Here is a 14,468-nt window from a genome sequence, read left to right as displayed (position 1 = left end):
ATGGCCCGCGCCGATTTTTACCTGATCGGCAAGCCGCGCTTCCGCGAGCAGCCGCTGCTGCTGGTGTGCGAACTGGCCCGCAAGGCCGTGCACGCTGGGCAGCCGCTGCTGGTGCTGGCGGCCTCGGCGGAGCAGGCCGAGGCCCTGGACGACCTCATGTGGTCCTTCGACCCCGACGAATTCCTGCCGCACCAGATCGCCGGAATGGACGAGGACGAAGACGAGGTGGAGGTGCTGATCGTGCCGCCGGAACAATCGCCGGCGCTGCGCCCTCTGGTGCTGAACCTGCGCGACGATCCCGTGCCCGCCGGCTTCGAGCGCGTGCTCGAGGTCGTGCCCGCCGACCCGTCGGCGCGCGCCCCCCTGCGAGAGCGCTGGAAGCACTACCAGGCGCAGGGTCTGGAACTGAACAAGTTCGACATGTAGGCGCCCGGGCCGCTCCCGGCCCAGGTCGTGGCCTGATCAGCGATCGGCCAACACCGACTCGATCGCCTCGACCTCACGCGGCACTGCATCGGTAAGGACTTCATGGCCCGTCTTGGTGATGGCGACGTCGTCTTCGATGCGGATGCCGATACCCTGAAATTTGGCGGGCACGCCCTTGCTGCCGGGCGGGATGTAAAGGCCCGGCTCGATGGTGAAGACCATGCCCGGCTCGAGTTCGCGGAACTCGCCGGCGACCTTGTATTCGCCGACGTCATGCACGTCCAGGCCGATCCAGTGGCCGGTCTTGTGCATGTAGAAGCGCCGGTAGGCGCCTGATTGCAGCGCCGCCTTCAGGCTGCCCTTGAGCAGGCCCAGCGACAGCAGGCCTTCGGTCAGCACTTCCACCGCCGCCTCGTGGCCCAGGATCCAGGGTCGGCCCGGCGCCGCCTGCGCCATCGCGGCGCCCTGGGCGGCCAGCACGATGTCGTAGAGCGCGCGCTGCTCCTTTGAATAACGCCCGTTCACCGGCCAGGTTCGGGTGATGTCGGACGCATAACCGGCGTACTCGGCACCGGCGTCGCACAGCAACAGGTCGCCGTCCGCCAGCGCGCCCTTGTTGGCGCGGTAGTGCAGCACGCAGCCGTTGGCGCCGGCGCCGACGATGGGTTCGTAGGCGGCGACGGCATCGTGGCGGCGGTAGGTGTACTGCAGCGCCGCCTCGACTTCGTATTCGTGCCCCCCTGGGCGCGTGGCGCGCATGGCGGCCAGCTGGGCGTCGCAGGCAATCGCCGCGGAACGGCGCATCAGCTTGAGTTCGGCCGCGCTCTTGAACAGGCGCAGTTCGTGCAGCAGGTGGCCAAGCTCGAGGAATTCGTGCGGCGGCTGCGCGCCGTGGCGCACCTGCGAGCGCACGCGATTCACCCAGCCGATCAACTTGAGGTCGAATTCGGTGTCGCGGCCGAAGTGGTAATAAACGCGCGAACGGCCTTCCAGCAGGCCCGGCAGGATTTCGTCGAGGTCGGCGATGGGATAGGCATCGTCCATGCCGTAACCGTCCACCGCGCCTTCCGGCCCGGCACGCGGACCGTCCCAGGCTTCGCGCTCGGCGTCGCGCTCGCGGCAGAACATGAGCACCTCGCCGTGGGCGCGCCCGGGCACCAGCACAAGCACCGCCTCGGGCTCGGGAAAGCCGCTGAGGTACCAGAAGTCGCTGTCCTGGCGGTACGGGTAGTGGGTGTCATGGCTGCGCACGCGTTCGGGCGAAGCCGGCAGGATGAGGATGGCGTCCTCGTCCGCCATGCGCATCAGCTGCTTGCGACGGCGCGCGAATTCGGCGGCTTTGATCATGGCCGGGTCAGTTGAGCCTGCGGCGATGCCGGGGCCCGAGCACGCAGTCGCTGTGCAGCAACAGCGCGGCGACGCGTATGAATTCGGCGACTTCCTCAAGCGCCTCGGCGTCGGCTTCCGGCTCTTCGTAACTGAGGTCGCTGGCGGCGATGCGGGCCATGTCGGCGAGGGCTTCCTCGGAATCCTCCGACAGCGGCGGTTTGGCGCCCGACGCCAGGCCAAAGCCGCCGAGGAAGCCGCGGCACCAGGCAAGCAGGCCGTCGCCCCGCTCGTCCACCGGCCGGTCTTCGGCCGGCAGCAGCAGCTCGAAGCCGAAATCAGGAGATTCGAGCTGGGCGGCACTGGCCAGGTAAAGATGGTCAAGCGCGCTGTCGGGCTCGGGCGCCGACAGCAGCGGGTCGGCCATCACCGCGGCGAACCAGCCCTTGCGATCGTGCGCGCCGCCGCCCGAAAGGAAGCCGCACAGCGACCCATGCAGCTCCGAAGCGGCCAGCGAGGCCTCCAGGGCCTCGAGTTCGGCGGCCACGAGGGCGTGCGTCGGGAGCTGGGCTTGGGTCATCGAATCGGCCTTGTCGGGGGTGCGGGCATTCTAGCAAGGGCGGCCTCGCCGCTTGTGGCCCTGTTAGCGTCACCCTACACTCGGCGAGATATCAGGGGAAAACCCAGGGGACCACGGCTGGTAATGGCGCTGAACGCAAATGGGGCGGTGGTGGCCCAAGCCAGCGGCCTGGCCCTGGGAGGCATCGTGCAGTGGCTGCTGCTGGCGATCGCCCTGTTCCTGTGCTGGCTGCTGTGGCGGGTGCGGAGCCACCGCCGCCGCCAGGAAACCTCCCTGCTCGGCGAGATCCACGAACGCGAGGAGCGCCTGAACCTGGCCCTGTGGGGCTCGGGCGACGAGTTCTGGGACTGGAACATTCGCGAAAACAGCCTCTACCGGCTGGGTGCCAACCAGCTGCTGGGCCACGGCAGCCGCGACAAGATGAGCACGGACGACTGGCGCACGCAGTCCATCCACCCCGAGGACCTGCCACGGGTCCAGAAGCTGCTGCAGGAGCACATCGTCGGCCACACCGACGTTTTCGAGTCCGAGCACCGCATCCGCAATGCCCGCGGCGAGTGGGTCTGGGTGCGCTCGCGCGGCAAGGTGGTCGAACGCGACAGCTCCGGCAGCCCGCTGCGCATGGCCGGCACCGCCCGCGACATCACCGCCATCCGCCGGGCGGAGCGCGAACGCCGCGTCGCCCTGGAGGTGCTGCGCAGCATGAGCGAAGCCGTGGCGGTGATCGACCTCGATTTCCGCTTCATCTCGGTGAACCCGGCCTTCTCGCGCATCACCGGCTACAGCGAAGAGGAAGTGATCGGCCAGAACAGCCGCCTGCTCGACTCCAGCCAGCACAGCGCCGAGTTCTACCGGCGCGTGCGCGACGTGCTCGAACGCACCGGCCACTGGGCCGGCGAGATGTGGCAGCGGCGCAAGGACGGCGAAGAATTCCTCGGCTGGATCGAAATGAGCGAGGTGCGCGACGCCCTGGGCCTGCGCAGCCATTTCGTCGCGGTGGTCAACGACATCACCGACAAGAAGCGCGCCGAGCAGGAGCTGCGCTACCTGGCCAACTACGACACCCTCACCGGCCTGCCCAACCGCGCCCTGCTGTCCGAGCGCCTGGGCCGCGCCATCGTGCGGGCGCGCCGGCAGGAAACCCGGGTCGCGGTGCTGTTCCTCGACCTCGACCGCTTCAAGGACATCAACGACTCCCTCGGCCATGCCGCCGGCGACCGCCTGCTCAAGGCCGCCGCCACGCGTCTGCAGGCCACGGTCGGGGCTTCGGACACGGTCGCGCGCCTGGGCGGCGACGAGTTCACGGTGGTGCTCGAGGACGTGGAGTCCTTCCCGGCGGTCGAGCGCATGGCCCGCGAGATCCTCACGGCCTTCACGATGCCGCTCGAGGTGGACGAGCGCCACGATGTCTCGATCACGCCGTCGCTGGGCATCAGCCTCTACCCCGACCACGCCCTGGTGCCCACCGACCTGCTCAAGTTCGCCGATACGGCGATGTACCAGGCCAAGGCCGAAGGCCGGAACACCTACCAGATCTACAACGAAACCATGGACGCCGAGTCCCGCCGGCGCGCCACCGTGCTGGCGTCGCTGCGCAAGGCGCTCGACCGCGGCGAGTTCCGGCTGGTGTACCAGCCACGCATGGCGCTGGCCGATGGCCGCATCACCGGCGTCGAGTCGCTGCTGCGATGGCATAGCGCCGAGCTGGGGGAAATCCCGCCGACCGTGTTCGTGCCGCTGGCCGAGGAATCGGGGCTGATCCTGCAGATCGGCGACTGGGTGCTCAACGAGGCGCTGCAGACGCTCAAGCGCTGGCGTGCGCACGGCCTGAACGAGATTTCCATCGGCGTCAACGTGTCGGTGCTGCAACTGCTGCGCGGCAACCTGCCCGCGCAGCTGCGCCACCTGATCCAGGACCTGGGCGTGCCCTCGAACCGCATCGAGCTCGAGGTCACCGAATCGATGGTGATGCAGAACGCCGAACAGACCACGCACGTGCTCAACGAACTCCGCAAGCTGGGCATCACCCTGGCGATCGACGATTTCGGCACCGGCTATTCGTCCCTGGTCTACCTCAAGCGGCTGCCGATCGACACGCTCAAGATCGACAAGGAATTCATCGGCGACCTCACCCGTGACCCCGACGACGAGGCGATCACCGCCACGGTCATCACGATGGGCCACTCGCTGGGCCTGAACGTCATCGCCGAGGGCGTGGAAAGCGAACAGCAGCTCAGCTACCTGCGCGAACAGGGCTGCGACGAGATCCAGGGCTTCTGGCTGTCGCCGCCCCTGGACGCGCACCGCTGCCTGGCCTTCATCCGGAGCTGGCAGCCCGCCACCGTGGCCGCCATCCCGGCGCCTTATTGACCCCGTCCCGAGGCCCGCCCAAGATGTCCGCGATGAGCGCCAACGACCCGATCGCCCAGCTGCAGGCCCTTGCCGAGCGCTTCGAGCGCCTGGCCGAACAACACCGGCGCCTGCTCGACGAAAACCGCAGCCTGCGCCAGGGCCAGGAGCAGCTGGTGTCGGAACGTGCCGCGCTGCTCAACAAGAACGAACAGGCCCGGTCCCGGGTCGAGGCCATGATCGCGCGCCTGAAGTCGCTGGAGCACAACGCGTGAGCGAGCCGGTCAACGTCAAGATCCTCGACCGCGAGTACACGGTCGGCGTGGAGCCGGGTGAACGCGAGGGTCTCACCGCGGCGGCCCACCTGCTCGATGCCCGCATGCGCGAAATCCGCGGCGGCAACCGCATGGCGGCGATCGACCGCGTCGCGGTTCTGGCGGCGCTGAACCTGGCCCACGAACTGCTGCAGCTGCGCAACCAGTCCGAGCAGCGCGACCAGGCCCTGAACCAGACCCTTTCCGAACTGAACCGCAAGCTCGACGGCCTGTTCGACACGGCGCGCTGACGTTCACGCTTTCCGGCAACGCCGGGCATATAATTCCGTCCAGTCCTCTGCCGTGTCCGACAGCGTGCCTAACATTCGCCTTGTCCCATAAACACGACCCGGGAATCTGGCCCAAAGTGGTGTGCATGTCCGCCCTGTTGCGGAAAGCCTGAAGCGATGGTCCGGGTACCCACTTGATCCCAGGGATCAAGGTCGTTTCGCACGCATCGGCATGGTGGAGGCTCTCTTGAATTCGACGCGCCCCGAACTTCGCAGGCAGCTGCAGGCCCGGCGCGGCGCGCTTTCCCCGGGCGAACGCCTGGCCGCCGCCGACGCGGTGGCGCGCCATCTTTGCGCCCAGCCCGACCTGCGTGAGCCCGGCTACGTCGCCGGCTACTGGGCGGTGGGCGGTGAAGTCCCGCTGCACGCGGTGCAGCTCCGCCTTGCCCCGGCCCAGGTCTGGTGCCTGCCGGTGCTGCAGGACGGCGGCCACCTGCGTTTCGCGCCCTGGCGCGCCGGCGACCCGCTGGTGAACAACCGGTTTGGCATCCCCGAACCCGACGTCGATCCTGCATCGACACTGGCACCCGAAGACCTGTCCGTGGTCCTGCTGCCCCTGGTGGGTTTCGACCGGGCCGGCAACCGCCTGGGCATGGGCGGCGGTTTCTACGACCGCAGTTTCGCCTTCCGGCGCGGGGCACCGGCCCCGCCGCGGCTGGTCGGCGTGGCCTATTCCTGCCAGGAAGTGCCGGCGCTGGCGGCGCAGGACTGGGACGTGCCGCTCGACGCCGTCGCCACCGAGCTCGATTGGCTCGCGTTCGGGCGATAATGGCGGCCATGAAACACTGGCTGATGAAATCCGAACCCGACGAGTTCTCGATCGACGCGCTCGAACGCGTCGGCACAGAGCCCTGGAGCGGCGTGCGCAACTACCAGGCACGCAACTACATGCTCAAGGACATGAAGGTCGGCGACCCCATCCTCTTCTACCACTCCAACTGCGCCGTGCCCGGCGTGGTGGGCATCGCCCGGGTGGCGTCGGCGCCTTACCCGGACCCGACCCAGTTCGAGCCTGGCTCGGACTACCACGATCCCAAGAGCAAGCCCGAGGAACCGCGCTGGTGGCTGGTGGACGTGGGTTTCGAGCGCAAGTTCGGCGGCACGGTGTCGCTTGAGTCCATGAAGGCCCAGGCGGAAGATTTCGGCGATTTCGCACTGCTCCGACGCGGCAACCGGCTCTCGGTGATGCCGGTGGGCGCGGCGCAGTACAAGCGCATCCTTTCCATGGCAAAGGCCGGAGGCCAGTAGATGTCCCGCGACGAACAGAAAAAGCTGGCTGCAGAAAAGGCCCTGGAATACGTCGAGGACGGCATGGTCGTCGGCGTCGGCACGGGCTCGACGGTGGCCTTTTTCATCGACGGCCTGGCCCGGATGAAGAACCGCATCGAAGGCGCGGTGTCGAGCTCGGAACAGAGCACGCGGCAGCTGGAATCCCACGGCATCCCGGTCTTCGACCTCAATGCGGTGGGGCCGCTGAAGCTTTACGTGGACGGGGCGGACGAATGCGACCCGTACAACCGCCTGATCAAGGGCGGCGGCGCGGCGCTGACGCGCGAGAAGATCATCGCGCAGGCAAGCGACCGCTTCATCTGCATCATCGACGCGGCCAAGCAGGTGGAACACCTGGGCGCGTTCCCGGTGCCGGTGGAAGTGATCCCGATGGCGCGCAGCCTGGTGGCCCGGGCGATCGCCAACATGGACGGCCACCCGATCTGGCGCGAAGGCGTGGTGACCGACAACGGCAACTGGATCCTGGACGTGCACCACTGGCGCATCGCCGACCCGGTGGGCCTGGAAGCCAAGCTCAACCAGATCCCGGGCGTGGTCACCTGCGGCCTGTTCGCCGCGCGCGGCGCCGACGACGTCATCATCGGCGGCGAAGTCCGCCCCATCCGTCGCCCCGCCTGACCATCCCCCTCCGCGTGGGAGGCACGTCAGTCCCGATGCCCTTGGCCTTCGGCCAAGGGCCAAGGGCATCGCCAGAGGGCTAAAAGAGTCGCGCCTGATGGAGCTCCTACAAGTGCGTGCTCAGTCGGCGGGGGTGCTGGCGGCAATCATGCGCAGCATGGCACCCAGGCCGCCGTGCAGGGCGCTGACTTCGTAGCCCAGGCGCTTGAGCACGAAGGCCGCAGCGGCCGAACGTTCGCCCGTGTTGCAGTAGACCACCACGCGCGCGCCCGGCGACAGCACGTTGCCCACGTCCTCGCGCAGCCGGAACAGCGGCACGTTCACGGAACCGTCGATCGCACGCTGCGCGTGCTCCTCGGGCATGCGCACGTCCAGCAGCACCGCGCCCGAGTGCACCTGCCGGGCCGCGTCGGCCGGCAACACCCAGGACAGCAGCGGCGGCTTCAGGACCGCCTCGAAGGCCTCGCGCGACAGCCGCATCAGCTGGCCACCCTGCATCATCCGGACGGTCGCGTTTCGAGGCAGGTTCGACAGCAGGGCATCCTCGCCGAAGGTATCGCCCTCGCGCAGATAGGCCACCACTTGCGGCGCCCCGTCCAGGTATTTCGAGACCGACGCCGTGCCCGAGCGCACCACGTAGAAATAATCGGCCGGGTCACCCTCGCGCATCACGACCTCGCTGGGCTTCACCGTCACCGGCTCGAACATCTGGAACATCTTCTCGATGTTGCCCGTTGGCAGTCGCGCGAAGGCCTGCGCGCGCAGCAGCCGGAACACCCAGTCGTTGCCGCCCGGCGCACTGCCGAAGTGCCGGTTGTTGTCGTCGCGGCTCAGCTGGTCCCAGGTGATCAGCTTTTCCAGGTAGCGCCGGTCCACGCGCATCACCTTGGCGCTGCCGGACATGACCTTGGCCGTGAACCGGCGCGGGATCGCGTCGTTGAGCGAATAGCGACCGTGGGGCGCCGAGGCGATGTGGGCCACGTTGCGGCCGTCCGGGTACACGCAGCGAAGTTCGCCCTCGAGCAGGTAGATCGTGTCCTCGTCCAGGTCGCCGGCCTCGAAGACGTTGTCGCCCCGGTGGTATTCCGACACCAGGGCCTCGCGGGCCAGCTGGTCCCGGGTTTCCTGGCGCAGTGATTCCAGCGGGAAAAGGCGGGCGAGGTCGGTCGCGGGAACGGGCATGGACAGGCTCCGGGAGCAATTGCACCCGAGTCTATCGCCGGGCGGGGCCGGAGGGGTAGTCGGGGCTGCGGCGAACGAGGGCCGAAACCTTTTCCCCGAACCGAAAAACAAAGAGGGCCCCCTTTCGGGAGCCCTCTCTGTTTTTTGGCTGGGGGTCTAGGATTGCCAAGCCCATCCGTGGGCTTGGCCCCTGCGCTTCGCTCCGGGGTCGGCTGCGCCGACCAAATTTGTTCCAGACAAATTTGTCGAACACAGGCCCGTCTCCTCTCCCCCGAGCAGAAAAACAAAGAGGGCCCCCTTTCGGGAGCCCTCTCTGTTTTTTGGCTGGGGGACTAGGATTCGAACCTAGATAGGCAGAGTCAGAGTCTGCAGTCCTACCATTAGACGATCCCCCAATTCCGGGACCGCGCCAGTTTACGAAGTTATTAGCGCTTCGAGAACTGGGTGGCGCGGCGAGCCTTGTGCAGGCCGACCTTCTTGCGCTCGACTTCGCGGGCGTCGCGGGTCATCAGGCCGGCCTTGCGCAGGTCGGGCTTGAGCGTGTCGTTGTACTCGACCAGCGCGCGGGCGATGCCCAGGCGGATGGCGCCGGCCTGGCCGGTGATGCCACCGCCCTCGACCGTGACGGTGAAGTCGAACTTGTCAGCCATGTCGCTGACCACGAGCGGCTGGCGCACGATCATGCGCGAGGTCTCGCGGCCGAAGAACTCGTCGACCGGACGGCCATTGACGACGATCTTGCCGCTGCCCGAGCGCATGAAGACGCGGGCGGTGGAGGACTTGCGACGGCCGGTGCCGTAGTTCTGCTGGGTAGCCATAAAGTTGCCTTAAGCCTTGAAGTCCAGCGCCTGCGGCTGCTGGGCGGAATGCGGATGCTCGGAGCCCTTGTACACCTTGAGCTTCCGGTACATGGCACGACCGAGCGGATTCTTGGGCAGCATGCCCTTGACGCCGATTTCGATCACGCGCTCCGGATGGGCGTCGAGGACCTGGCCCAGGGACTGGGTCTTGAGGTTGCCGACGTAGCCGGTGAAGCGGTGGTACTTCTTGTCCTGCAGCTTGTTGCCGGTGACGTGGATCTTCTCGGCGTTGATCACGACGAGGTAGTCACCCGTATCAACGTGCGGGGTGTATTCCGGCTTGTGCTTGCCGCGCAGGCGACGCGCGAGTTCCGAGCACAGGCGGCCCAGGGTCTTGCCGCTGGCATCGACCACATACCAGTCTTGCTTGACGGTCTGGGCGTTGGCGCTGACGGTCATGGACTTCATGACGGCTCCAAAAGATAGAAATCGGGGTTGAAAGAAGCGGAATGATAGCCGCGTTCCGGACCTCGTGCAAGCCCGTTTTAACCCCGTGTTAGCATCGCCGCATGCCCGCCACGCCGCCCCTGGCCCGCCCCTCCCCGCCCCTGGCGCCGGGCGCTGCGCCCCTGCTGGCCCTGGCCGACCAGTGCGTGCAGTGCGGATTGTGCCTGCCGCACTGCCCCACCTACCAGCTGGACCGCAGCGAGGCCGAGTCGCCGCGGGGCAGGATCGCCTACGTCCGGGCCCTCGCGTCCGGCCAGATGGCCCCGGGCCCCGTTGGGGACACCCATCTCGACCACTGCCTGGGCTGCCGGCGCTGCGAAGCCGCCTGCCCCGCCGGCGTGCGCTACGGGGAGTTGCTGCAGAGTGCCCGTGCGCTGCAGGCCACCCGCCGGCCCCCGCCGGCCCGGATCCGCGCCGCGCTGGCCTTGCTGGCCCGGCCCCGGCTGCTGGCCGTCCTCGTGGCGCTGCAGCGCCCCCTGGCCTGGGCCCTGCCCCGGCGCTGGCGCGCGGGCCTGCCTCCCCCGCCGCGGCGGGAGGCCGGCAGGGCAGCCGTGCCGGCCCCGGACGGGTCCCCGGTGGTTGCCCTGTTCGCCGGCTGCATCGCCCGGCCGCACGAGGCCGGCAGCCGCGACGCCCTTTCCCGCCTGCTGGCGGCCGCCGGAATAGCCAGCGTGGTGCCGTCCGGGCAAGGCTGCTGCGGTGCGGCCGCCGCCCACGCCGGTGATGCCGCCGGGGCGGCGAAGCTGGCCCGGGCCAACCGGCAGGCATTGGCCGGCCACGATCGCGTGCTGTGCCTGGCCTCGGGCTGCCACGACACCCTGGCCAGCAGCCTGGCCGGCCTGGGCCGGGTCGAGGATCCCCTGGTGCTGCTCGACCAGGCCGGCGACCGGCTGAAGTTCCGCCCCGCGCCGCGCCGGGTGGCCCTGCACCTGCCCTGCACCCAGCGCAGCGTGGTGCGCTCGGAGGCCGCCCTTCGCCGCCTGCTGGCGCGCGTTCCCGGGCTGGACCTGGTGGAGTTGCCCGACACCGGCTGCTGCGGCGCCGCCGGCCTGCACCAGCTGGCCGAACCGGACCGCGCCGACGCCCTGAGGGCGCCGCTGCTGCAGGCCCTGGCCGATTCCGGCGCCACTGAGCTGCTGTCGGCCAACATCGGCTGCCGGCTGCACCTGGCCACCGGGACTACAATGGTGGTCCGACATCCCCTTGATTTCCTGGCCGAGCAGCTGGCATGACACCCACCCGCCAATTCAGCCCCCTGGACCGCCTGATCATCGAGTTCCAGCACGCGCTGGGCACCAGCCTGGGACAGGCGCACGCAGAGCGGCCGAACCCGGCCGGCAGCCTGTCCGACGACCAGACACTGGCCGAGCCGGACCGTCGCCATGCGGCCGGCCTGATGCGCATCAACCACACCGGCGAGGTCTGCGCGCAGGCGCTTTACCTGGGCCAGGCCGCGGTCGCCCGCGACCCGGACACGCGCCAGCACCTGCAGCACGCCGCCCAGGAGGAAACCGACCACCTGGCCTGGTGCGGCGACCGCCTGGCCGAGCTCGACAGCCGGCCCAGCCTCTTCAATCCGCTGTGGTACGCCGGAAGTTACGCCATCGGCCTGGCCGCCGGCCTGCGCGGCGACGGCTGGAACCTGGGTTTCGTGGTGGAGACCGAACGGCAGGTGGAAGCCCACCTGGAAGAACACCTGCAGACCCTGCCACCCGGCGACCAGCGAAGCCGGGCCATCCTGCGCACCATGAAGGCCGACGAGGCCCGCCACGCCGACGACGCCCAGCAGGCCGGCGCCCGCGTCCTGCCGGCCCCCATTCCGGGCCTCATGGCCCTCACTTCGAAGCTGATGAAGGCGGTGGCTTACCGCGTTTGAATAGCCCCCTGGGTCAGGGGGCGATCCGCGCGAAGCGCGGCTGGGGCTCTGGCAGCCCCCGGTCGGGGCCGGCGGCTTGCGAAGCAAGCCGTGTGGTTGCCCAGGCGTGCCCGGGCAACACCCTCAGTCGGCCAGGTTGCGACCGTTGAAGAGCTCGACGATCTCGCGCTTGAGCTGGGACTCGATGCGCATGCGGTCCTTGAAGCTCAGGTTCTTGGCCTTTTCCTCGAACAGGTAGGTGTCGAGGTCGAACTCCTTGAGGTGCATCTTCGTGTGGAACAGGTTTTCCTGGTACACGTTGACGTCGATCATCTCGTAGCGCGACTTGATCGGCTTGGACATGAAGTCCTGGATCGAATTGATCTTGTGGTCGATGTAATGCTTGGTGCCCTTCACGTCGCGGGTGAAGCCGCGCACGCGGTAGTCCATGACCACGATGTCGGACTCGAAGCTCTCGATCAGGTAGTTCAGGGCCTTCAGCGGCGAGATGACGCCGCAGGTGGCCACGTCGATGTCGGCGCGGAAGGTGGCGATGCCGTTGTGCGGATGGGTTTCCGGATAGGTGTGCACGGTGATGTGCGACTTGTCCAGGTGCGCCACCACGGCGTCGGAGATGATCTCCTTGCCCGCGGCCTTCTTGTCGATCACCGGCTCTTCGGAGATCAGGATCGTCACCGACGCGCCCTGGGGGTCGTAGTCCTGGCGGGCCACGTTCAGGATGTTGGCGCCGATGATCTCGGCGACGTCGGTCAGGATCTGGGTCAGGCGCTCGGCGTTGTACGCTTCGTCGATGTACTCGATGTAGCGCTGGCGCTGCTCTTCCGACACGGCGTAGCAGACGTCGTAGATATTGAAGCTCAGGGCCTTGGTCAGGTTGTTGAAACCCTGGAGCCTGAGGCGAGGAAGCGGCTTGACCACGATGGCTTTCCTGCGTGCGAAGGGGGTGGAGCGGAGGGCGGGCATTATCGGCCAAATACCCCCCGGGGGAAACCTTGGCCCGGCCGGGCCGCCGCCGGCATTGCCGATCCCGCCATGACGGCCTAATCTGAACGCTTCACAGCCAGTCGAGGACGCGCCATGGCGCAGGAAAGTACGCCGCCGATGCCGATCCAGCCGCACAAGGTGGTCAACAGTCCGTTGGCGCCCGACGCGGCGACGTTCAGTCGCTTCCTGGATCACTGCCACCGGCGAAGGTACCCGTCCCGCAACGACGTCTTCCGGCCCGGCACGCCCGCCACCTCGCTTTATTACGTGGTCAGCGGCTCCCTGTCGGTGGTCAGCGAAGAGCCGGACGGCCGCGAGCTGATCCTGGGTTACGTGAACGCCGGGGAGTTCATCGGCGAGATGGGCCTGTTCTTCGCCGCCGACGCCCGCGCGGTGGTGGTGCGCACGCGCAGCGCCTGCGAACTGGCCGAAATCAACTATGACCGGCTGCACCAGCTGTTCGCCGGGCCGCTGGCGGCCGAATGCCCGCGCATCCTCTACGCGATCGGCCTGCAGCTCTCCAAACGTTTACTGGACACGAGCCGCAAGGCGAGCCGACTGGCCTTCCTGGATGTGAGCGGACGCATCATCCGCACGCTGCACGACCTGTGCCAGGAGCCGGACGCCCTGTCGCATCCCCAGGGCACGCAGATCCGGGTGTCGCGCCAGGAACTGGCGCGCATCGTCGGCTGCAGCCGCGAAATGGCCGGCCGCGTGCTCAAGCAGCTGCAGGAGCAGGGCCTGCTGCACGCCCGCGGCAAGACCGTCGTGGTCTACGGAACCCGCTGACCGATGGGACGCCAGGCCGCCGGCACCGACACCCTGCTGGTGCGGCCGGCCGCCGCGCAGGACGCCAGTGGCCTGGCCAGCCTGCTGGGCGTGTTGGGTTACCCCTGCGACCGCGAGGAAGCCGCGGGCCGGCTGCGTGCGGTGGCCGAAGAACCGGGCCAGCAGGTGCTGGTGGCCGACCGCCACGGCTGCCTGGTCGGGCTGCTGGCGCTGGACATCCGCTACTACCTGCCGTTGGGCGGGCCGACCTGCCGGATCACGGCGCTGGCGGTGTCTTCCGGTGAACAGCGCCAGGGTGTGGGCCGCATGCTCCTGCGCGAGGCCGAACAGCGCGCCCGCCAGGCCGGCGCCGCCCGCATCGAACTCACCTCGGGCGCACAGCGCATGCAGGCCCACGACTTCTACCGCGCCTGCGGCTACGAAGACGGGGCGCTGCGTTTCCTCAAGCGCCTCGGGGCCTGAGCCCCGGCGTCAGAGCAGGGTTTCGAAGGCGCCGCGCAGGCGCTTGTCGACGCGGGCGAGACTGCGCGGGTCGGGCTGGACCAGCACCGGGCGGGCGGTTTCGCAAAGCAGCGGCAGGTCGATGGCGCTATCCGAATACACCGCGGCGAAGGGCGGGTGGATGCCCAGGCGCCGCAGCGCCTGGAGCTTTCGCGGGCCGACGGTGTGTTCGGCGCCGATGTAACCCCCCAGGGCCGGGCGCACGCTCGAGCCCACGACCGGCACGTCCGGCTGGCCCAGCGCCCGCCACAGCGAACGCGCCAGGCCCGCCTCGGCGCCCGTGACGATCACCACCGGGTCGCCCAGCGCCAGATGGGCATGCAGGCGCGCAACCGCCGGCGCGATCAGCAGCTGGTCGCGGCGGGCCGCGCACAGGCGCAGGAAATCCTCGCGCGCTTCGGCCAGGGCCTCGTCGGTGCGCCCCACCGTGGCCAGCCAGGTGTAGAAGCTCGCCGGCATCCAGGCCACGCGCCACCAAGCGAAGGCCGGCTTGAGCACCGGGAAACTGGCGCCCGCCAGCAGCCGCCGCAGCGGGTGGCTGGCCAGCAGGTCGCGCAGCCACGCCGCCGCGCAGTCGCCACGGACCAGGGTGCCGTCGAAATCGAACAGGACGCTGGCAGCGCGGGTAGGCATGTC

Annotated in this window: 18 protein-coding genes, 1 tRNA gene and 1 other RNA gene; 12 read left to right on the top strand and 8 right to left on the bottom strand. The window is 68.7% G+C overall.

Going from position 1 to position 14,468, the window contains the following annotated elements; all coding sequences use genetic code 11:
- The gene (locus ACYVJH_RS12365) at nucleotides 1-426 is read left to right on the top strand and encodes a DNA polymerase III subunit chi (protein WP_460454955.1); all 426 of its coding nucleotides are present in this window, start codon (nucleotides 1-3) and stop codon (nucleotides 424-426) included.
- Nucleotides 427-462: 36 nt separating this feature from the next.
- Here the strand turns inward: ACYVJH_RS12365 and ACYVJH_RS12360 are convergent, their stop codons facing one another.
- Nucleotides 463-1,773 (bottom strand): aminopeptidase P N-terminal domain-containing protein, encoded by a 1,311-nt coding sequence (locus ACYVJH_RS12360; RefSeq protein WP_460454954.1) that lies wholly within the window; start codon nucleotides 1,771-1,773, stop codon nucleotides 463-465.
- Between the two features lie 7 nt (nucleotides 1,774-1,780).
- On the bottom strand, nucleotides 1,781-2,332 hold the full coding sequence (locus ACYVJH_RS12355; RefSeq protein WP_460454953.1) for a UPF0149 family protein: 552 nt from the start codon (nucleotides 2,330-2,332) through the stop codon (nucleotides 1,781-1,783).
- Between the two features lie 123 nt (nucleotides 2,333-2,455).
- On the opposite strand from ACYVJH_RS12355, the gene ACYVJH_RS12350 reads away from it, so the two are divergent.
- The 7 genes from ACYVJH_RS12350 (at nucleotide 2,456) to rpiA (ending at nucleotide 7,193) form a co-directional block, all read left to right on the top strand.
- Nucleotides 2,456-4,702, top strand: coding sequence for a putative bifunctional diguanylate cyclase/phosphodiesterase (locus ACYVJH_RS12350; protein ID WP_460454952.1), 2,247 nt, complete (start codon nucleotides 2,456-2,458; stop codon nucleotides 4,700-4,702).
- 32 nt (nucleotides 4,703-4,734) lie between these two features.
- Nucleotides 4,735-4,956 carry a TIGR02449 family protein gene (locus tag ACYVJH_RS12345; RefSeq protein WP_188664449.1) on the top strand — a complete coding sequence of 74 codons (222 nt, stop codon included), beginning with the start codon at nucleotides 4,735-4,737 and terminating at the stop codon, nucleotides 4,954-4,956.
- A complete protein-coding gene (locus ACYVJH_RS12340) occupies nucleotides 4,953-5,246 on the top strand; it encodes a cell division protein ZapA (protein ID WP_460454951.1) in 294 nt (97 codons plus the stop codon). Before ACYVJH_RS12345 ends, ACYVJH_RS12340 begins: the two co-directional genes overlap by 4 nt.
- A gap of 41 nt (nucleotides 5,247-5,287) precedes the next feature.
- Nucleotides 5,288-5,471: non-coding RNA, 6S RNA (gene ssrS, locus ACYVJH_RS12335), on the top strand.
- 1 nt (nucleotide 5,472) lies between these two features.
- Nucleotides 5,473-6,054: a 5-formyltetrahydrofolate cyclo-ligase gene (locus ACYVJH_RS12330; RefSeq protein ID WP_460454950.1), complete on the top strand. Its 582-nt coding sequence runs from the start codon at nucleotides 5,473-5,475 to the stop codon at nucleotides 6,052-6,054.
- Nucleotides 6,054-6,533 carry an EVE domain-containing protein gene (locus ACYVJH_RS12325; protein ID WP_460454949.1) on the top strand — a complete coding sequence of 160 codons (480 nt, stop codon included), beginning with the start codon at nucleotides 6,054-6,056 and terminating at the stop codon, nucleotides 6,531-6,533. The genes ACYVJH_RS12330 and ACYVJH_RS12325 overlap by 1 nt, the downstream gene beginning before the upstream one ends.
- Nucleotides 6,534-7,193 carry a ribose-5-phosphate isomerase RpiA gene (rpiA, locus tag ACYVJH_RS12320; protein WP_460454948.1) on the top strand — a complete coding sequence of 220 codons (660 nt, stop codon included), beginning with the start codon at nucleotides 6,534-6,536 and terminating at the stop codon, nucleotides 7,191-7,193.
- Between the two features lie 120 nt (nucleotides 7,194-7,313).
- Here rpiA and ACYVJH_RS12315 read toward each other — a convergent pair whose 3' ends face one another.
- The 4 genes from ACYVJH_RS12315 to rplM form a co-directional block, all read right to left on the bottom strand.
- Nucleotides 7,314-8,375, bottom strand: coding sequence for a cyclic nucleotide-binding domain-containing protein (locus ACYVJH_RS12315; RefSeq protein ID WP_460454947.1), 1,062 nt, complete (start codon nucleotides 8,373-8,375; stop codon nucleotides 7,314-7,316).
- 321 nt (nucleotides 8,376-8,696) lie between these two features.
- Nucleotides 8,697-8,770: transfer RNA gene (locus ACYVJH_RS12310), tRNA-Gln, on the bottom strand.
- 30 nt (nucleotides 8,771-8,800) lie between these two features.
- Nucleotides 8,801-9,193, bottom strand: coding sequence for a 30S ribosomal protein S9 (gene rpsI / locus ACYVJH_RS12305; RefSeq protein ID WP_188664434.1), 393 nt, complete (start codon nucleotides 9,191-9,193; stop codon nucleotides 8,801-8,803).
- Between the two features lie 9 nt (nucleotides 9,194-9,202).
- Nucleotides 9,203-9,634 carry a 50S ribosomal protein L13 gene (gene rplM, locus ACYVJH_RS12300; protein WP_460455212.1) on the bottom strand — a complete coding sequence of 144 codons (432 nt, stop codon included), beginning with the start codon at nucleotides 9,632-9,634 and terminating at the stop codon, nucleotides 9,203-9,205.
- Between the two features lie 110 nt (nucleotides 9,635-9,744).
- Here rplM and ACYVJH_RS12295 point away from each other — a divergent pair, with 110 nt between their 5' ends.
- Nucleotides 9,745-10,914: a (Fe-S)-binding protein gene (locus tag ACYVJH_RS12295; RefSeq protein ID WP_460454946.1), complete on the top strand. Its 1,170-nt coding sequence runs from the start codon at nucleotides 9,745-9,747 to the stop codon at nucleotides 10,912-10,914.
- Nucleotides 10,911-11,558: a 2-polyprenyl-3-methyl-6-methoxy-1,4-benzoquinone monooxygenase gene (coq7, locus tag ACYVJH_RS12290; RefSeq protein WP_460454945.1), complete on the top strand. Its 648-nt coding sequence runs from the start codon at nucleotides 10,911-10,913 to the stop codon at nucleotides 11,556-11,558. Before ACYVJH_RS12295 ends, coq7 begins: the two co-directional genes overlap by 4 nt.
- A gap of 123 nt (nucleotides 11,559-11,681) precedes the next feature.
- Here the strand turns inward: coq7 and speD are convergent, their stop codons facing one another.
- Nucleotides 11,682-12,476, bottom strand: coding sequence for an adenosylmethionine decarboxylase (gene speD, locus ACYVJH_RS12285; RefSeq protein WP_460454944.1), 795 nt, complete (start codon nucleotides 12,474-12,476; stop codon nucleotides 11,682-11,684).
- Between the two features lie 183 nt (nucleotides 12,477-12,659).
- Here speD and crp point away from each other — a divergent pair, with 183 nt between their 5' ends.
- Both crp and ACYVJH_RS12275 read left to right on the top strand, forming a co-directional pair.
- On the top strand, nucleotides 12,660-13,331 hold the full coding sequence (gene crp / locus ACYVJH_RS12280) for a cAMP-activated global transcriptional regulator CRP (RefSeq protein WP_425489108.1): 672 nt from the start codon (nucleotides 12,660-12,662) through the stop codon (nucleotides 13,329-13,331).
- Nucleotides 13,332-13,334: 3 nt separating this feature from the next.
- A complete protein-coding gene (locus tag ACYVJH_RS12275) occupies nucleotides 13,335-13,793 on the top strand; it encodes a GNAT family N-acetyltransferase (RefSeq protein WP_460454943.1) in 459 nt (152 codons plus the stop codon).
- Nucleotides 13,794-13,802: 9 nt separating this feature from the next.
- Here ACYVJH_RS12275 and ACYVJH_RS12270 read toward each other — a convergent pair whose 3' ends face one another.
- Nucleotides 13,803-14,465 (bottom strand): HAD family hydrolase, encoded by a 663-nt coding sequence (locus tag ACYVJH_RS12270; RefSeq protein WP_460454942.1) that lies wholly within the window; start codon nucleotides 14,463-14,465, stop codon nucleotides 13,803-13,805.
- Nucleotides 14,466-14,468: the final 3 nt, after the last annotated feature.

The sequence above is a fragment of the Arenimonas aestuarii genome, from assembly GCF_054781715.1.
This window is presented reverse-complemented; position numbering and strand designations above follow the sequence as displayed.

Bases quoted from the DNA above. Each gene is read 5' to 3' on its own strand.
- ACYVJH_RS12365 (WP_460454955.1), top strand. From the start codon at position 1: ATGGCCCGCGCCGATTTTTACCTGATCGGCAAGCCGCGCTTCCGCGAG.
- ACYVJH_RS12360 (WP_460454954.1), bottom strand. From the start codon at position 1,773: ATGATCAAAGCCGCCGAATTCGCGCGCCGTCGCAAGCAGCTGATGCGC.
- ACYVJH_RS12355 (WP_460454953.1), bottom strand. From the start codon at position 2,332: ATGACCCAAGCCCAGCTCCCGACGCACGCCCTCGTGGCCGCCGAACTC.
- ACYVJH_RS12350 (WP_460454952.1), top strand. From the start codon at position 2,456: ATGGCGCTGAACGCAAATGGGGCGGTGGTGGCCCAAGCCAGCGGCCTG.
- ACYVJH_RS12345 (WP_188664449.1), top strand. From the start codon at position 4,735: ATGAGCGCCAACGACCCGATCGCCCAGCTGCAGGCCCTTGCCGAGCGC.
- ACYVJH_RS12325 (WP_460454949.1), top strand. From the start codon at position 6,054: ATGGCGGCCATGAAACACTGGCTGATGAAATCCGAACCCGACGAGTTC.
- rpiA (WP_460454948.1), top strand. From the start codon at position 6,534: ATGTCCCGCGACGAACAGAAAAAGCTGGCTGCAGAAAAGGCCCTGGAA.
- ACYVJH_RS12315 (WP_460454947.1), bottom strand. From the start codon at position 8,375: ATGCCCGTTCCCGCGACCGACCTCGCCCGCCTTTTCCCGCTGGAATCA.
- rpsI (WP_188664434.1), bottom strand. From the start codon at position 9,193: ATGGCTACCCAGCAGAACTACGGCACCGGCCGTCGCAAGTCCTCCACC.
- rplM (WP_460455212.1), bottom strand. From the start codon at position 9,634: ATGACCGTCAGCGCCAACGCCCAGACCGTCAAGCAAGACTGGTATGTG.
- ACYVJH_RS12295 (WP_460454946.1), top strand. From the start codon at position 9,745: ATGCCCGCCACGCCGCCCCTGGCCCGCCCCTCCCCGCCCCTGGCGCCG.
- coq7 (WP_460454945.1), top strand. From the start codon at position 10,911: ATGACACCCACCCGCCAATTCAGCCCCCTGGACCGCCTGATCATCGAG.
- crp (WP_425489108.1), top strand. From the start codon at position 12,660: ATGCCGATCCAGCCGCACAAGGTGGTCAACAGTCCGTTGGCGCCCGAC.
- ACYVJH_RS12275 (WP_460454943.1), top strand. From the start codon at position 13,335: ATGGGACGCCAGGCCGCCGGCACCGACACCCTGCTGGTGCGGCCGGCC.
- ACYVJH_RS12270 (WP_460454942.1), bottom strand. From the start codon at position 14,465: ATGCCTACCCGCGCTGCCAGCGTCCTGTTCGATTTCGACGGCACCCTG.